Here is a 17,146-nt window from a genome sequence, read left to right as displayed (position 1 = left end):
TTTTTTTATTGTTTGAATGTGGAGGACATTCAAATAATAAAAGTAATGATAACAGTGGACTACACGCATTAAAAATAAAAAATTGCGGAGTCGACCTAAAATCTTTATGAAATCTAGCTCCAGCGGCTAGAACAGTCGGTCGTTTCATCCCTTCCTATGAGGCAAAAAGCGCCTCTACGTCAGGGATTCAAACGCCCTCTTGTTCTAAACGAGCCGCTTGCGCTTTTTATTTAAAAAAGGGGTGATACACCATGATTCTATTAGAGAATGTAAAGAAAATATATAAAGCAAAAAGCGGTGATGTCACTGCTGTAGATAATGCCAATTTAAAAATAGATAAAGGTGAAATATTTGGTGTTATCGGATATAGTGGCGCTGGAAAAAGTTCTTTAATTAGATTGTTCAATCAGTTGGAGAAACCAACTTCTGGCCAAATTACAATTGCAAATCGTGTCATTTCAGCAATTACAGGAAGCGAACTTCGTAAGGCAAGGCAAGAAATTGGAATGATTTTTCAGCACTTCAACTTACTTTGGTCACGAACAGTACGTGAAAATATAGAGTTTCCACTTGAAATTGCAGGTGTTGATAAAGCGAAGAGAAGAAAACGTGTTGATGAATTAATTCATCTTGTTGGATTAGAAGGAAGAGGAGACGCGTACCCATCTCAGCTGAGCGGGGGACAAAAGCAACGCGTTGGGATTGCAAGAGCATTAGCTAACAATCCACAAGTGCTTTTATGTGACGAAGCAACGTCAGCTCTTGATCCGGAAACGACAGATCAAATTTTGGATTTACTATTAGACATTAATAAGCGCCTTGGTTTAACAATTGTACTCATTACACATGAGATGCACGTAATTCGAAAGATTTGTAATCGTGTTGCGGTAATGGAGAAAGGAAAGATTGTAGAAACAGGTCCAGTACTTGATGTATTCCGTAATCCGAAGCAAGATATTACGAAACGATTTGTACAGCAGTTAACGGATTCTGAAGATACAAATGAAACGATTGAAAGTTTAATTGAAAAATATCCAGATGGAAAAGTAATTCGTTTGCAGTTTATCGGTGAGGCTGTAGAAAGACCAGTGCTTCAACGATTGATGCAACGCAGTGATATAGAAGTTAGCATTTTGCAAGGAAATATCGCACAAACGAATAACGGTTCTTACGGTAGTTTAGTTGTTCATTTAAATGGTGAGGAAACAGCGATCCAGCAAGCAATAGAAGGAATTCATCAAGATCAAGTAGAGCTGGAGGTGATTGCACATGGATAAGTTACTCACAAATGTTGATTGGAATCAAATGTTAGAAGCAACTGGTGAAACGTTATATATGACGGCAATCGCAGCTCTTGCGACATTTGTTTTAGGACTCATTTTAGGATTGTTACTCTTCATGACAGCAAAAGATAATTTATGGGAAAACAAATCAATTAATACGTTGATTGGAGCATTCGTAAATATATTCCGTTCTATACCATTCATCATTTTAATTATTTTATTAATCCCATTCACAAAGATTCTTCTTGGAACAATTCTTGGAGCAAGTGCAGCTTTGCCGGCTTTAATTATTGGAGCAGCACCATTCTACGCGAGAATGGTTGAAATCGCACTTCGCGAAATTGATAAAGGTGTAATTGAAGCTTCAAAAGCAATGGGAGCAAAAACAAGCACAATTATTTTGAAAGTGTTAATTCCAGAATCGTTACCAGCATTAGTATCTGGTATTACGGTTACGACAATTGCTTTAGTAGGCTATACAGCAATGGCAGGAGTTGTTGGTGCTGGTGGCCTTGGAACACTTGCTTACTTAGAAGGATTCCAAAGAGGGAATAACGATGTAACAATCGTTGCGACAATTTGTGTATTACTAGTTGTATTTTTAATTCAGTGGATTGGTGATAGTTTAACGACTCGAATAGATAAACGATAATGAAAAACGGGAGGATGTTTCAAATGAAAAAATTGTTACTTACGGCACTTATTTCAACTTCAATTTTTGGATTAGCTGCTTGTGGCGGGAAAGATAAAGATGAAAAGAAACTTGTTGTGGGTGCTTCTAACGTACCGCACGCTGTTATTTTAGAAAAGGCAAAACCGTTACTTGAGAAAAAAGGAATTGAGTTAGAAATTAAAAAATTCCAAGACTACGTATTACCAAATAAATCGTTAGCGGATAAGGATTTAGATGCAAACTACTTCCAGCACATTCCGTATTTAGAAAAAGAAATTAAAGATAAAAAATATGACTTTGAAGTAGCAGGAAAAATTCATTTAGAACCAATTGGTGTGTACTCTCAAAAGTATAAGAGCTTAAAAGAGCTTCCGGACGGAGCGACAATTATTATGAGTAATTCAGTTGCTGACCATGGACGTGGTTTAGCAATTTTACAAAAAGAAGGTATTTTAAAAATTAAAGACGGAATAGATCCAGTTAAAGCAACTCCAAAAGATATTGCAGATAATCCGAAAAATCTAAAATTCAAAACGGATATCGAGCCTGGTTTATTGCCACAAGTGTATAACAATAAAGAAGGCGACGCTGTTTTAATTAACTCTAACTATGCAATTGATGCAAAGTTAAATCCGGAAAAAGATGCAATTGCAATTGAAGGAAATGATTCACCATACGCAAACATAGTAGCTGTTCGTAAAGGCGATAAAGATAAGAAAGAGATTAAAGCTCTTGTAGAAGTATTGCATTCTAAAGAAATTGAAGACTTCATTAATAAAGAATATAAAGGGGCAGTTGTTCCTGTAAAAGAATAATTGCTGAAAAGGGCTGGTGTATGCCGGCTCTTTTTATAACTACATAACCATTGGGGAGAAGGGGAAATCATATGAAAAAGGTTCTACTGTCAGTTGTTACAGCGCTGTCTGTATTTACATTAGCTGCTTGCGGAGGGAAAGAGGAGAATAAGCTTGTTGTTGGAGCTTCTAACGTGCCACACGCTGTTATTTTAGAGAAGGCACAGCCAATATTAGAGAAAAAAGGTATTAAGTTAGAGATTAAAAAGTTTCAGGATTATGTACTGCCAAATAAAGCGTTAGCGGATAAAGAAATTGATGCGAACTACTTTCAGCATATTCCTTACTTAGATAAAGAAATTCAAGAAAAGGGATATAAAATTGTAAACGCAGGAAAAATCCATTTAGAACCTATGGGCATTTATTCTAAGAAATATAAAAGCTTAAAAGACTTACCAGATGGCGGGACAGTGATTATGAGTAATAACGTAGCGGAGCGTGGCCGCATGCTAGCACTGTTACAAAAAGGCGGCGTTATTAAATTAAAAGACGGAGTAGATGTTGTTAAAGCAACAGTAAAAGATGTTGTAGAAAACCCGAAAAACTTAAAATTTAAAACAGATGTTGAACCTGGACTTTCACCGAAATTGTATGAAAATAATGAGGGAGATGCTTTATTTATTAATTCAAACTATGCAATTGATGCAAAATTAAATCCAACAAAGGATGCAATTGCGATTGAAGGATCAGACTCTCCGTATGCAAACATCATTGCAGTTCGTAAAGGTGATGAGAAGAAAAAAGAAATTAAAGAGCTAGTAGAAGTGCTACATTCAAAAGAAATTCAAGATTTTATTAATAAAGAATATAAAGGTGCTGTACTTCCGGTAAGTGAATAAATATAAGGAAAGGGCTGGAAAATTACCAGTCCTTTTTTCTTTATATAAATAAGAAGAAAGGTGTATCATAGAAAGATGTGAAGGAAATACTTATATACATTTGTGAAAAAACGGTTACTTTTTTTCGTCGTTTGCGATATCATTTTATTTGATATAAAATTAGAATGAGAATAAAATGAGAATATGAACGTTTTAGGAATTTTTAAAATGTATATATAGGATTAATGGAGGTATTGAGATGGCTGGTTCTACATTAACGGTTAAAGACTTACACGTATCAATTGATGGCAAAGAAATTTTAAAGGGTGTAAACCTTGAAGTAAAAGGTGGAGAAATCCACGCAATTATGGGACCTAACGGAACAGGTAAATCAACTTTATCTTCTGCAATTATGGGTCACCCAAAGTATGAAGTAACAGAAGGTAGCATCATCATCGACGGTGAAGATGTATTAGAAATGGAAGTAGACGAGCGCGCACAAGCGGGTCTATTCCTAGCAATGCAATATCCAAGTGAAATTAGCGGAGTAACAAACGCTGACTTCTTACGTTCTGCAATTAACGCACGTCGTGAAGAAGGCGATGAAATTTCTCTTATGAAATTTATCCGTACATTAGATAAAAACATGGAATTCTTAGAAATGGATCCAGAAATGGCACAACGTTACTTAAACGAAGGTTTCTCTGGTGGAGAGAAAAAACGTAACGAAATTCTTCAATTAATGATGATTGAGCCAAAAATCGCAATCTTAGATGAAATCGACTCAGGTCTTGATATCGATGCATTAAAAGTTGTATCTAAAGGTATTAACGAAATGCGCGGCGAAGAGTTCGGTTGCCTAATGATTACGCATTACCAACGTTTATTAAACTACATCACTCCAGACTTCGTTCACGTTATGATGAACGGTCGTATCGTTAAATCTGGTGGCCCTGAGCTTGCACAACGTCTAGAAGCTGAAGGTTACGACTGGATTAAAAAAGAATTAGGTATTGAAGACGAAACAACAGAGCAAGAAGCGTAAGAGAGGAGCATAAACATGACAATCGGTACATTACCTTTCGATCAAGAAACAATCCGTCAACGCGCAAGCGAAGTAAACGAAGCAGCTTGGTTGACTGAGTTCCGCTTACAAGCTCTTGCACAAGCAACTGAACTTCCAATGCCAACGCCTGATAAAACGAAAATTGACAAATGGGACTTTATCGGAAAAGGCGACGCTGCTAAGCAAGAGCCTGTAAGTTCTTTAACTGAACTTCCAGAAGCAGTGAAAAACTTAATCGATGAAAATAACAGCGTATTAGTGCAACGTACTGGTACAACTGCATTCGTTTCTTTAGCAGACGAAGCAAAAGAAAAAGGTGTTATTTTTACAGACATCGTAACAGCAGCAACTGAGCACGCTGAACTAGTACAAAAGTACTTAATGAAAGACGGCGTGAAGGTAGACGAGCATCGTCTAACTGCACTTCATGCTGCATTAATCAACGGCGGTGCATTCGTATATGTTCCGAAAAACGTTGTTCTTGAAACTCCACTTCAAGCTGTATTCTTAGTAGACGGCGAAGAAGCTAACGTATATAACCACGTATTATTCGTAGCTGATGCGAACAGTACTGCAACTTATGTAGAAAACTACGTTGCAAATGAAAATGCTAAAGGTATTGCAAATATCGTAGCAGAAGTAATCGTGGAACAAGGCGCACAAGTGAAATTCGGTGCGGTTGATCTATTAGCAAAAGATGTAACAACTTACGTTAACCGCCGCGGCACAGTAGGACGCGACGGCCGTATTGATTGGGCTCTAGGCCTTATGAATGACGGAAACACAATTTCAGAGAACGTTACGAACTTAATGGGCGACGGTTCATATGCTGATACGAAAACAGTAACAATTGGCCGTGGTAACCAAACACAAAACTTTACAACTAAAGTTGTTCACTTCGGTAAACACTCTGAAGGTTGGATTTTAAAACACGGTGTACAAAAAGATAGTGCAACATCTATCTTTAACGGAATTGGTAAGATTGAACACGGTGCATCTAAATCAAATGCACAACAATCTTCTCGCGTTCTTATGTTAGATGAAAAAGCTCGCGGTGATGCAAACCCAATTCTTTTAATCGACGAAGATGATGTAATGGCAGGTCACGCAGCTTCAGTAGGTCGCGTAGATCCAGTCCAACTATACTACTTGATGAGCCGTGGTATTCCAAAACGCGAAGCAGAACGTTTAGTCATCCATGGATTCTTAGCACCTGTAGTTAATGAGCTTCCAATTGAAGGAGTAAAAGCACAGCTTGTTGAGGTAATTGAAAGGAAAGTTCGCTAATGAATATTCATGAAATACGCAAACAGTTTCCAATTCTTGATCAAAAAGTGAACGGCAAACAACTTGTTTATTTCGATAGTGCAGCAACTTCTCAAAAACCAATTCAAGTCATTGAAACGTTAGAGCGTTACTATAAAGAATACAATTCTAACGTGCATCGCGGTGTTCATACGCTCGGTACGAAAGCTACCGACGCGTATGAAGGTGCACGTGAGAAAGTTCGCAAGTTTATCAATGCGAAATCAATGGAAGAGATTATTTTCACACGCGGAACGACAACTGCATTAAATACAGTAGCAGCTAGCTATGGTCTTGAAAATGTAAAAGAGGGCGATGAAATCGTTATTTCTTACATGGAGCACCATAGTAATATCATTCCGTGGCAACAAGTTGCGAAGAAAACTGGTGCAACTTTAAAATATCTTCCGCTTCAACCAGATGGGACAATTTCAATAGAAGATGCTCGTCAAACAATTACACCGAATACAAAAATCGTTTCTATCATGTATGTTTCTAACGTACTTGGAACGATTAACCCTGTAAAAGAAATCGGAGCAATTGCACACGAAAATGGCGCAATTATGGTCGTTGACGGTGCACAAAGTACACCTCACATGAAAGTGGATGTACAAGATTTAAACTGTGATTTCTACGCATTATCTGCTCATAAGATGTGCGGACCTACAGGTATCGGCGTATTATATGGTAAAAAAGAATTGCTGAACAATATGGAGCCAATTGAATTTGGCGGTGAAATGATTGATTTCGTAGATTTACAAGAATCTACGTGGAAAGAGCTTCCGTGGAAGTTTGAAGCAGGTACACCGATTATCGGTAATGCAATCGGACTTGGTGCGGCAATTGATTTCCTAGAAGAAATCGGTCTTGATAATATTGAAAAGCATGAGCATGAATTAGCGCAATACGCTTTAGAAAGACTATCAGAAGTAGACGGCGTTACAATTTATGGTCCAAAGCATCGCGCTGGTCTTGTTACATTTAATATTGAAGACGTACATCCTCACGATGTAGCGACTGTATTAGATGTAGAAGGCATTGCAGTTCGCGCAGGACATCACTGTGCACAACCGCTTATGAAGTGGCTAAAAGCTTCTTCAACAGCACGTGCGAGCTTCTATTTATATAATACAAAAGAAGAAATTGATACATTTGTTGAATCGCTAATCAAGACAAAGGAGTATTTCACAAATGTCATTTAATAATTTAGATACGTTATATCGTCAAGTTATTATGGATCATTACAAAAATCCTCGTAACCATGGCGTGTTAGAAGATAGTGTTACCGTTAACTTGAACAATCCAACTTGCGGCGATCGTATTCAACTTACGATGAAAGTAGAAGAAGGTATTGTGCAAGAGGCGAAGTTTGAAGGTGAAGGATGTTCAATCTCAATGTCTTCAGCTTCAATGATGACACAAGCAGTAAAAGGTAAGAAAATTGAAGAAGCACTTCAGCTTTCGAAAATTTTCTCTGACATGATGCTAGGAAAAGAGTACGATGACAGCATCGATTTAGGAGATATTGAAGCATTACAAGGCGTATGCAAGTTCCCTGCACGTATTAAATGTGCAACATTAGCGTGGAAAGCGTTAGAAAAGGGCTTAAACGAAGATAAGTAATGTTAAAGGTTCCTAAAAACGAGGTTATCTAAGGAGGGACACACCAACATGGCGAAGCAACTGCCAGATATCGGCGATTATAAATATGGTTTCAAAGACAAAGACGTTTCGATTTTCCGTGCTGGACGCGGTTTAACAAAAGAGATCGTTGAAGAAATTTCACGTATGAAAGAAGAACCACAGTGGATGTTAGACTTCCGTTTAAAATCACTGGATAAGTTCTACGAAATGCCAATGCCACAATGGGGCGGCGACTTAAACGACTTAGATTTCGATGAAATTACGTACTACGTAAAACCATCTGAGAAATCTGAGAAGTCTTGGGATGAAGTACCTGATGAAATTAAAGCAACATTTGATAAATTAGGTATTCCAGAAGCTGAGCAAAAATATTTAGCTGGTGTATCTGCACAGTACGAATCTGAAGTTGTATACCACAACATGAAAGAAGACCTAGAAGCTCTAGGAATCGTCTTCAAAGATACAGATAGCGCATTAAAAGAGAACGAAGATATTTTCCGTGAGCATTTCGGAAAAGTAATCCCACCAACAGACAACAAATTCTCTGCATTAAACTCTGCAGTTTGGTCTGGTGGATCATTCATCTACGTTCCAAAAGGTGTTAAAGTTGATACACCACTTCAAGCGTATTTCCGTATTAACTCTGAAAATATGGGACAATTCGAGCGTACGCTTATCATCGTAGACGAAGGCGCACACGTACACTACGTAGAAGGTTGTACAGCACCTGTTTACACGACTAACTCACTTCACAGTGCGGTAGTAGAAATCATCATTAAGAAAGATGCATATTGCCGTTATACAACAATCCAAAACTGGGCGAACAACGTATACAACCTAGTTACAAAACGTGCGGTTTGTGAAGAAAACGCAACGATGGAATGGATTGACGGTAACATCGGATCTAAATTAACGATGAAATACCCAGCAGTTATCTTAAAAGGCGAAGGCGCTCGTGGTTTAACATTATCTATCGCGATTGCTGGTAAAGGCCAACACCAAGATGCTGGTGCGAAAATGATTCACTTAGCACCAAACACGTCTTCAACAATCGTTTCTAAATCGATTGCGAAGCATGGTGGTAAAGTAACTTACCGTGGTATCGTACACTTCGGACCAAAAGCGAAAAACTCTCGCTCTAACATCGAGTGTGACACGTTAATCATGGATAACCAATCTACATCTGATACAATTCCTTACAACGAAATCAAAAACGATTACGTTTCACTTGAGCACGAAGCGAAAGTATCGAAAGTATCAGAAGAACAATTATTCTACCTAATGAGCCGCGGTATTTCTGAGCAAGAAGCTACAGAAATGATCGTAATGGGCTTCATCGAGCCATTCACTCGCGAACTTCCAATGGAATACGCAGTTGAAATGAACCGCCTAATCAAGTTTGAGATGGAAGGTTCTATCGGTTAAATAGAAATGCGGAGCCAACTGTTCAGACCCGTTGGCTAAGGTTCTTTCGCACAGAAGATGCTTTTTTCTTCTCGTGCGGAAGGTTCTTAGACATGAGGGTCTAGGAGGCGAAGCTGGACATATTTAAAGTGGAAGCGGCTCGTTCAGAATGTGAGGAAGAAGTGAAGCCACCGAACATTCTAGCCGCTGGAACTGGATAATATATGTATGAAGAAAGCGTCCTGCTGTGCAGGGCGCTTTTTTGTTTTGCGGATTTGTCTTGGCCGTGGGAGAGGATACCCGGGTGGGTGTTCAGCTAAATATATCAACGATTTTTCAAATATATCGATCATAAACGGGAATATATCAACGATTATTTCAATATATCAACGTTTCGACAAGGAATATCGATTTGTCGACAAGATAAGACAAAAGAAAATCCTCACATACCCCAAATATTTTATAAGAACAGAGAACGACTAGGTTTAAGACAAAGATACTGACAAATCCACTTGAACAACCACCCACTGAATTCTCTATTAAACTTTTTGACAAATCCACCCCTTCCTCCACTATCTGGAATTCTTTCCTGCATTAGCAAAAGTTTCTCATATAAAAAGGACAATCTTTTGCTTTTTCTCACAATGCGAGTACAATGTAAAATAGCAAGAAAAGACGAAAAGTATTTACAGGATTATTGTGTGCGCATAGCGTAAATGGCAGTAAGGAACTGAGAGGAGGTTTTTTCTCTGAATACAAATAAAGAAACAATCATCCACCTTTATCATACAAACGATATACATAGTCATTTTGAAAATTGGCCGCAAATTTCTCGGTTTGTTCTAGGGGAGAAAAAGCGAAGACAGGAAGCGGGAGAGACGGTTTTGACGATTGATATCGGCGATCATGTGGATCGTTTTCATAGTATTTCGGAAGCGACAAATGGGATTGGGAATACGAAGCTTTTAAATGAGGCGTTATATGATTATATAACGATCGGAAATAATGAAGGCATTACGTTAGCGAAAGAGCATTTAAATCGGCTCTATGATGATGCTGGATTTGAAGTACTTGTCGCAAATTTATTTGAAAAAGAAGGTGTACGTCCATCATGGGCAAAGCCTTATAAATTACATACAACGACAGATGGGATTACGATTGCTTTTATCGGGTTAACTGTTGCGTATCCAGAGTTTTATCAAATGCTCGATTGGCATATTGAAGATCCGCTTATCCATTTAGAGTCTATTTTAGAAGAAGTGAGAGATGAGGCACATATTACAGTTGTCCTTTCTCACCTTGGAAAAAGTATGGATGAGTATATGGCAGAGCATTATGATATAGATGTTATTTTAGGGGCACATACGCATCATTTATTTGAGCGTGGTGTTCTAATAAATAATACTTTACTTTGTTGCTGTGAAAAGTGGGGACGTTACGTTGGGCACGTGCAGCTTACTGTGGATAAAGAGACGAAGAAGCTGTTGAAAAAGGACGGTAGAGCGATTAAGACGGAACGGTTAGGTGCTTATAGCGAGCCGTTATCCACAATTGAAATACTGCAGGAAGAAAGTAAGCATATAATGGCAGAGCCTGTCGTTCATTTAAAAGAGTCATTACAGGTTGATTGGTTTCATGAGACGCCGTTTTCTCATATGTTAGCAAGTGCGCTGAAAACATGGTGCGGTGCAGAAATTGGCATGGTGAATGCTGGTGTACTTCTTGAAGGGTTAGAAGAGGGTGTCGTAACGCGCGGAGATATTCACAGAATTTGTCCACATCCAATTAATCCGTGTGCTTTGAAAGTTCCAGGAAAGATATTAAGAGAAGTTATTTTGAAAGCACGTAAGCCGAATATGGAGAATCTTGAGGTGAAAGGATTCGGATTTCGTGGGAAAGTGATGGGGAAAATGATTTACGCGGGTGTAGAAGTAATTCCAGATACGATTCCTGGGAATAAAATTTTACTCGAAGATGTATTAATTAACGGGGAATCGCTGGAATTAGATCGTATATATACAGTAGGAACAATTGATATGTTTACATTTGGCTACTTATACCCAGAGCTATCCACACTTTCTGACAAACAATATTATATGCCAGAACTACTTAGAGATGTGTTAACAGATATGTTAATAACTTATAAATCTTCCGTTAAACTATAGGCTAGTTAACTTGTAACACTCATTTTTCTCTTGTCATACAGATAAGAAAGAGAGGAGTGTGAACTATGGTTAATGTGGAGCCAATTATAATTGATAATTATACGTTTATTGCGGTTAGCGTGAAACTTCCAAAGACAAATTTGCTAGCTGTAATGAGCGATAAAGGATATATTATGTGTGGTGCATTAGATGTAGGTCTTTTAAATGAGAAGTTAGGTGATCGAGGAATTATTGCTGGCCGTGCGGTTGGTGTAAGAACGATTGAACAACTTCTTGAAGCGCCGCTAGAATCGGTAACGACTGGAGCTGAAGCATTAGGCATTCCAGCAGGAACGATTGGAAAAGAAGCATTATTAAAAATGAGATAAGCATATATCGTCCCTCCTTCTTGCATAGAAATGATATAAGAAGGAGGTTTTTTTATGAGTATATTTCGTTCGAAAAACTCGCGGTTTCGAAGGGGACCTATTGCCTTTCGGTATATACTGCTTATGTCGTTTATTCTTTTTGTTATATTACTTACGCAAGGGTTGTGGATTGTGAATAATAATATTCAGCCGACCTTAATTAAATATGGGGAAGTAGAGACGCATAAAATGGCGACGGCAATTATGACGAAGGCAGTAAAGGATCGAATTAATGAAGGATTCGATGTAGATTCATTAATGAAAGTACAGAATGATAAAAACGGAAAAGTATCCACAATTAATTTAAATACAAAGCAAGTAAATGAAATCGTAACGTCAACGACCACGTACATAGAAAAATATTTGCAGCAAGTAGAACAAGGGAAGTTGAAGGAGCTAGGTATTTCTGAAAAAAACGGGGCGACTATGGCAGTTCCTTTTGGGCGTGTAACTGATAATGCGCTTCTTGGTAATATAGGACCAGATATTCCGATTCATTTCACGCCAATTGGGCATGTGAATACAGATATTAAACAAAAAATTGAGCCGCATGGGATTAATACTACAGCGATTCAAATTGTTATGGAAATGGAAGTAACATTGCAAGTAATTATTCCATTTCATACGAAAGAGATAACGGTGAAACAAAATGTTCCGATTGCGACGCGTATCGTTCAAGGGGAAGTGCCTACGTATTATGGAAGTGGAAGTGTTGCTGTACCTGATAAAAAGAAAACAGATAGTTAGTTGTAAATAAAGTGAAACCCGGATCAGCCAGGCTTTTAATGGATAAAAAATAACCGTAGCAATGCAGCTACGGTTATCGTTTTGTATTTGCTCGTTCTTTTCGCTCCCAAAGGCTTAAATGCATGTATGGATCGAAGGCCCATTCTGTATAGCCATTGTCTTTATACATGCCAAAATGTAAGTGGGGCGGAAATTTTCCAGCTGTACCAGGAGGTCCATAACCAGTGCTACCAACAAATCCGATTACTTTCCCTGGCTCAACAATTTGTCCAAGCTGTATTTCTTTTGAGAACCCGCCTAAATGAGCGTAATAATGGTAATTGTTATGAAGGTCGCGAATACCAATGCGCCATCCACCAAGGCGGTTCCAACCTTTCGTTTCAATAATGCCATAGCAAGTCGATCTTACTGGCACGCCATATCCGGCGAAAATATCTGTTCCTTCATGAATCCTTCTGCCGCCAAAACTTCTTCCAGCGCCGAAAGTACTACGGTAGCTATGGTCACTACGGATCGGAAGAGGAAAAGCATTTCCCTCTAAATTAATACGGCCATAATGTTTATAAATTTGGGCATATTCGCTAATTAAATCAACTGTTTTTGCACGTCTATAATATTCCCAGAGCATAATTTTAATACGGTCTTCTGACGTCCCTTGTTTCCTTAAAATAGTCGCTGCGGTATGCAGAAGATCACGGTCGCTATTTGCATTTGCAAATCCATCTTTGTCACCATCTAAACCTATTCCGCCAAATAGAGAAATTGTATGGGGGAGAGTATCGTTACTATTAATAGGTCCAGCCCATATTTCTGGTTTGAAATAAAGGGAAATGATGGCATCTGGTTTTTTCGGAATATCTTTTCTTACGCTCCGTATATTTCTTTCATATTGATCCATTGCAGCTAAGTAATACCATGGAATGCCTGAAGACTGCTCGGTTTCTTTATATAGTGCCATGCGCTTTTCGTATATGCTTTGCTGATTATCTTCACCGTAAGCGATGTTTTGGTGGAGAAGAAAACAAATAGAAAGCAAAAGAGAAATTTTTCGAAGCATGAAATAGACTCCTTTCACAACATCACTCTTTTTAGTGTGGGATATACGGAGTATTTCATTATAGGGAACGATTGGAAAAAATCTTAGAATCTTCATTTGAGCAAATCGCTTTCATACGTTAGAATAGATATGTTACATTGAAAGAAGCGAACACGGTAAACTATTTCATATTGTGCGGAGTTGATAACCATGACAAAACAAACAGAATATAAGCGCAAGCCCGAATGGTTGAAAATTAAGTTAAACACGAATGAAAACTATACAGGCTTAAAGAAAATGATGCGTTCTAAGAATCTTCATACCGTTTGTGAAGAGGCAAAATGTCCGAATATTCATGAATGCTGGGCTGTAAGAAAAACAGCAACATTTATGATTTTAGGTGCGGTTTGTACACGTGCTTGTCGTTTTTGTGCGGTTAAAACAGGCTTACCAACTGAGCTTGATTTACAAGAACCAGAACGCGTAGCAGATTCAGTAGTACAAATGGGCTTAAAGCACGTTGTTATAACAGCGGTTGCACGTGATGATTTAAAGGACGGGGGAGCAGCTGTTTTTGCTGAAACAGTACGCGCAGTACGTCGTAAAAACCCATTCACGTCTATCGAAGTATTACCATCTGATATGGGTGGAGTAGAAGAAAACTTAAAAATGTTAATGGATGCAAAACCAGATATTTTAAACCATAACATTGAAACAGTACGTCGATTATCTGACCGAGTTCGCGCTAGAGCAAAATATGAACGTTCATTAGAGTTTTTACGTCGAGCGAAAGAAATGCAGCCTGATATTCCAACTAAATCGAGCATTATGGTGGGCTTAGGTGAAACGAGAGAAGATTTAATTGAAGCAATGGATGACTTACGTGCAAACAATGTGGATATTTTAACTCTTGGGCAATACCTACAACCATCTAAGAAGCATTTACCAGTTCTTAAATATTACCCACCAGCAGAATTTGCAGAGCTTAAAGAAATTGCACTTAGCAAAGGATTTAGCCACTGTGAAGCTGGCCCACTTGTGCGTTCTTCTTACCATGCGGACGAGCAAGTACGTTCTGCAAAAGAAAAAACAGCAGAAGCTAAATAATGAAAAAAGAGAGCTAATGATTAGCTCTCTTTTTGTTTGTACTCTAAAATGGTATTTGGACATGTTAATAAAATCTTTTTTAATTCTTCTGTGGATAATTCAATTGTAAATTCAGGAACACCAGGTGTAATTAAAATTTTATCGTACGTATAAATAGCGTTATCCACAATAATTGTTACATCGTGTGAATATCCGAAAGGAGCTACACATCCCGGCGTACAGCCAGTTTTGTCTCGCAGTTCATCAGGAGAACAGAGAGATAAGCGTTCTCCTGATAGTTCTTTCATCTCTCCCCGGTTGAGCCTTGTGCCCTCTAACGTAAAAAATACGTAATAATCTCCAGACTTTGATTTTAAAAATAAGCTTTTACTTGGAGTGCCTTGTAAGCCAAGCCTTTCACGTACGATCCGATCGGTCTCATAATCGAGTACCGGTTCGTGTTCGAATTTTTCATAAGAAACATTTGTTTTATGTAGTAAAGCAAGTACGTCTTCGTACATATGAAATGATACCCCTTTCTATTGTTAGAACAGTCTCTTCTCGTGGCGTCAACTGAATGTTTTGGAAAGGGATATTACTTGGACGATGCTTCCCATAAGCGTTTTATAATACATTGTTCGTCGATTGTAATTTCGTAAATATCAGGATTCGTTAAAGTTCTCCATTCATTAAAGCCAATCGTATGATCAAAATGCTTTAAAATGAGCGTAAGTAAATTGCCATGTGTAACAAGTAGTGTTGTCGTATGGTTTAATTGTAAAACGTCTTGAATAAGCGATAGGGCCCGGTCTGTTGCTTGTTTTGTTGACTCTCCGCCTGAAAAGGCAATATCTATATTTGTAAAAGTAGATTCTAGTTTTTGCATCCAATCATCCATTGGAATGTTGCTCAATATGCGTTCAGTTAATCGTTCATCTTCTTGGATAGATAAGTTAGCTTGGAGCGCATAGGGCCGAATGGAATCGATAGCTCGGACAAATGGGCTTGAAATAATATGATCGATTTGTAGATGATTTTCTAAGAGGAATGTAGCAAGGGTGTTTGCTTGGTCTTTTCCATCGGTCGTTAATTCATCATCACGTTTTTGCCCAATTGCTGAACAATGTCGTATTACAATAATTTTCTTCATAATTCATCCCCATCTTTCAAGTTGACGCTATATACTTCGACAAATGTAGAAATAATTCCTTTTTATTGGAAACAGCATATTGATTTAAATATGTGGAAAAGTAATGTGGATAATGAACATTTGAGGTGCAATCATGAATAAAATGATATGTATTGTATTTAGTCTTTGTTTTTTTATACACTTGTCCACAACTTATGCAGAGTCGAATCAAAAACTAAATTATCCAAGCAATCGAAATAAGTCATTTGTGAGTGAGGATGTTTTTTATAAACAGTTAGATAAGAAAATCTATAAAGAATACAATAATGCAGCATATAGTGTTCGGAAAAAAATCTTATTTAAAGAAGTGGCTGATGAGGAATTTTCTTTCCTACAAAAAACAACCATGGGTTGTCGGAGTAGTGTGATGCTTCAAGATTTTTTTGTTCATCCTGATCGCCAAGTTTATTTTTTCGCTTCCTTTTCTCAAAATGAAGTAGAAGAGTTCCATAAGTACATCGTTATAGATGCAGAAACAAAGAGGGAGCTGCAAGAAGGAAAAAGCTATCACCATTGCGACAATCCATAAAAAATAACCCACCAATCGGTGGGTTATTTTTTACTCCGGCGCACTCATTAATTTCGCTTTCATCTTGCGAATAAGAACGACAGCCCCAATTGTGAAGAGAAGGGTAATTCCTTCGGCAACAAAGATATTGATTGTTTTTGTTTGGTAAAGTGCCGCGAAAAAGTCTACAAATGCGTGGAATAGTATAGCGTATACTAGGAAGATATATTTCTTCTGTTTGACTGCGTATAAAACAAGCATTGTAAAGGCGATTTGAAGCACGAGTGCCATAATTCTTTCTAAGCTACCAAGGAAGTATAAGTAGGCAGGTTGCTGAATTAACATGTCCTGTAAAATGCTAAGCTCGGGTTTTTGTTCAATCAGTCGAGCGAAGCTACCATCGTTAATAGAATTAGCAAAGATTAATGCTTGTAATGCAGAAAAACCGCCAATTAAAATAGATTCAATTCCGCCGTGACCAATTCCATAAGCGAAGCCATCTTTATATTCTAGATATTTTTTTAGTAAGAAGAAGAAGGCAACGAAGCGTCCTAATTCTTCAAAAATACCAGCAGTCAATCCGCCATAAATTGCGAAGACAAACGGATTTTCTAAAAATGGAGCGATTGTTGGATTACCGCGCATAAATAGGTGGAATGGTGTTTCAAGAATTTGGGTGAATCCGATAAAGATAAGAACACCAACGCCGACCACTTTCCAATTCATATTATATTTTTTACGGAAATAAACGAGTACGATAATTGGGACCAGAATCGAGATAATGAGTTGAAAAATGATGCTGGCAATTACAGTATTTGAAACCATACTTTCACCGCTTTCTAATATATGTACATATCTATTATGCATGAAATAGGGGAGAGATGAAACTTTTAGAAAGAAAATGAATTTACTTATTGACTCTAACGTTGCGTCATACTTTATCGTATGTACTAAGGGGGAG

General features: G+C 37.9%; 18 protein-coding genes. 14 read left to right on the top strand and 4 right to left on the bottom strand.

Annotation, left to right across the window (positions count from 1 at the left end):
* Positions 1-251: 251 nt before the first annotated feature.
* From MR136_RS08225 to yunB, 12 genes are all read left to right on the top strand, one after another.
* Positions 252-1,277 carry a methionine ABC transporter ATP-binding protein gene (locus MR136_RS08225; protein ID WP_000601754.1) on the top strand — a complete coding sequence of 342 codons (1,026 nt, stop codon included), beginning with the start codon at positions 252-254 and terminating at the stop codon, positions 1,275-1,277.
* Entirely contained in the window at positions 1,270-1,935 is a 666-nt protein-coding gene (locus tag MR136_RS08220) for a methionine ABC transporter permease (protein ID WP_242259317.1), read from the top strand. Before MR136_RS08225 ends, MR136_RS08220 begins: the two co-directional genes overlap by 8 nt.
* 23 nt (positions 1,936-1,958) lie before the next feature.
* Positions 1,959-2,771: a methionine ABC transporter substrate-binding lipoprotein MetQ gene (gene metQ, locus MR136_RS08215; RefSeq protein ID WP_000735099.1), complete on the top strand. Its 813-nt coding sequence runs from the start codon at positions 1,959-1,961 to the stop codon at positions 2,769-2,771.
* Positions 2,772-2,842: 71 nt separating this feature from the next.
* Positions 2,843-3,649 carry a methionine ABC transporter substrate-binding lipoprotein MetQ gene (gene metQ, locus MR136_RS08210; protein ID WP_000757013.1) on the top strand — a complete coding sequence of 269 codons (807 nt, stop codon included), beginning with the start codon at positions 2,843-2,845 and terminating at the stop codon, positions 3,647-3,649.
* Between the two features lie 238 nt (positions 3,650-3,887).
* Positions 3,888-4,673: a Fe-S cluster assembly ATPase SufC gene (sufC, locus tag MR136_RS08205; RefSeq protein WP_000929160.1), complete on the top strand. Its 786-nt coding sequence runs from the start codon at positions 3,888-3,890 to the stop codon at positions 4,671-4,673.
* Between the two features lie 15 nt (positions 4,674-4,688).
* Entirely contained in the window at positions 4,689-5,981 is a 1,293-nt protein-coding gene (gene sufD / locus MR136_RS08200) for a Fe-S cluster assembly protein SufD (RefSeq protein ID WP_017674513.1), read from the top strand.
* A complete protein-coding gene (gene sufS / locus MR136_RS08195) occupies positions 5,981-7,201 on the top strand; it encodes a cysteine desulfurase SufS (protein ID WP_001020761.1) in 1,221 nt (406 codons plus the stop codon). The genes sufD and sufS overlap by 1 nt, the downstream gene beginning before the upstream one ends.
* Positions 7,191-7,622, top strand: coding sequence for a Fe-S cluster assembly sulfur transfer protein SufU (gene sufU, locus MR136_RS08190; protein ID WP_000009523.1), 432 nt, complete (start codon positions 7,191-7,193; stop codon positions 7,620-7,622). The genes sufS and sufU overlap by 11 nt, the downstream gene beginning before the upstream one ends.
* A 48-nt stretch (positions 7,623-7,670) precedes the next feature.
* On the top strand, positions 7,671-9,068 hold the full coding sequence (gene sufB / locus MR136_RS08185) for a Fe-S cluster assembly protein SufB (protein ID WP_001118827.1): 1,398 nt from the start codon (positions 7,671-7,673) through the stop codon (positions 9,066-9,068).
* 728 nt (positions 9,069-9,796) lie between these two features.
* Positions 9,797-11,212 carry a bifunctional metallophosphatase/5'-nucleotidase gene (locus MR136_RS08180; RefSeq protein WP_255794571.1) on the top strand — a complete coding sequence of 472 codons (1,416 nt, stop codon included), beginning with the start codon at positions 9,797-9,799 and terminating at the stop codon, positions 11,210-11,212.
* 65 nt (positions 11,213-11,277) lie between these two features.
* Positions 11,278-11,580 carry a YunC family protein gene (locus MR136_RS08175; RefSeq protein ID WP_000248466.1) on the top strand — a complete coding sequence of 101 codons (303 nt, stop codon included), beginning with the start codon at positions 11,278-11,280 and terminating at the stop codon, positions 11,578-11,580.
* A gap of 54 nt (positions 11,581-11,634) precedes the next feature.
* Positions 11,635-12,366 (top strand): sporulation protein YunB, encoded by a 732-nt coding sequence (gene yunB, locus MR136_RS08170; protein ID WP_000021803.1) that lies wholly within the window; start codon positions 11,635-11,637, stop codon positions 12,364-12,366.
* 73 nt (positions 12,367-12,439) lie between these two features.
* On the opposite strand, the gene MR136_RS08165 is transcribed toward yunB, so the two are convergent.
* A complete protein-coding gene (locus tag MR136_RS08165; RefSeq protein ID WP_000944665.1) occupies positions 12,440-13,423 on the bottom strand; it encodes a M23 family metallopeptidase in 984 nt (327 codons plus the stop codon).
* 189 nt (positions 13,424-13,612) lie between these two features.
* On the opposite strand from MR136_RS08165, the gene lipA reads away from it, so the two are divergent.
* On the top strand, positions 13,613-14,509 hold the full coding sequence (lipA, locus tag MR136_RS08160; protein ID WP_000166372.1) for a lipoyl synthase: 897 nt from the start codon (positions 13,613-13,615) through the stop codon (positions 14,507-14,509).
* 20 nt (positions 14,510-14,529) lie between these two features.
* On the opposite strand, the gene MR136_RS08155 is transcribed toward lipA, so the two are convergent.
* The gene (locus MR136_RS08155) at positions 14,530-15,009 is read right to left on the bottom strand and encodes a YbaK/EbsC family protein (RefSeq protein WP_000272745.1); all 480 of its coding nucleotides are present in this window, start codon (positions 15,007-15,009) and stop codon (positions 14,530-14,532) included.
* 74 nt (positions 15,010-15,083) lie between these two features.
* Positions 15,084-15,638, bottom strand: coding sequence for a histidine phosphatase family protein (locus MR136_RS08150; RefSeq protein ID WP_000721022.1), 555 nt, complete (start codon positions 15,636-15,638; stop codon positions 15,084-15,086).
* Positions 15,639-15,771: 133 nt separating this feature from the next.
* Between MR136_RS08150 and MR136_RS08145 the strand changes: the two genes are divergently transcribed.
* Positions 15,772-16,206 carry a hypothetical protein gene (locus MR136_RS08145; protein ID WP_001038433.1) on the top strand — a complete coding sequence of 145 codons (435 nt, stop codon included), beginning with the start codon at positions 15,772-15,774 and terminating at the stop codon, positions 16,204-16,206.
* Positions 16,207-16,236: 30 nt separating this feature from the next.
* Here MR136_RS08145 and MR136_RS08140 read toward each other — a convergent pair whose 3' ends face one another.
* Positions 16,237-17,052, bottom strand: a complete 816-nt coding sequence (locus MR136_RS08140) for a YhfC family intramembrane metalloprotease (RefSeq protein WP_031312445.1) — start codon at positions 17,050-17,052, stop codon at positions 16,237-16,239.
* Positions 17,053-17,146 lie beyond the last annotated feature (94 nt).

Origin of the sequence: Bacillus cereus group sp. BfR-BA-01311 (assembly GCF_022664295.1) — a bacterium.
Taxonomy (GTDB): domain Bacteria; phylum Bacillota; class Bacilli; order Bacillales; family Bacillaceae_G; genus Bacillus_A; species Bacillus_A cereus.
This window is presented reverse-complemented; position numbering and strand designations above follow the sequence as displayed.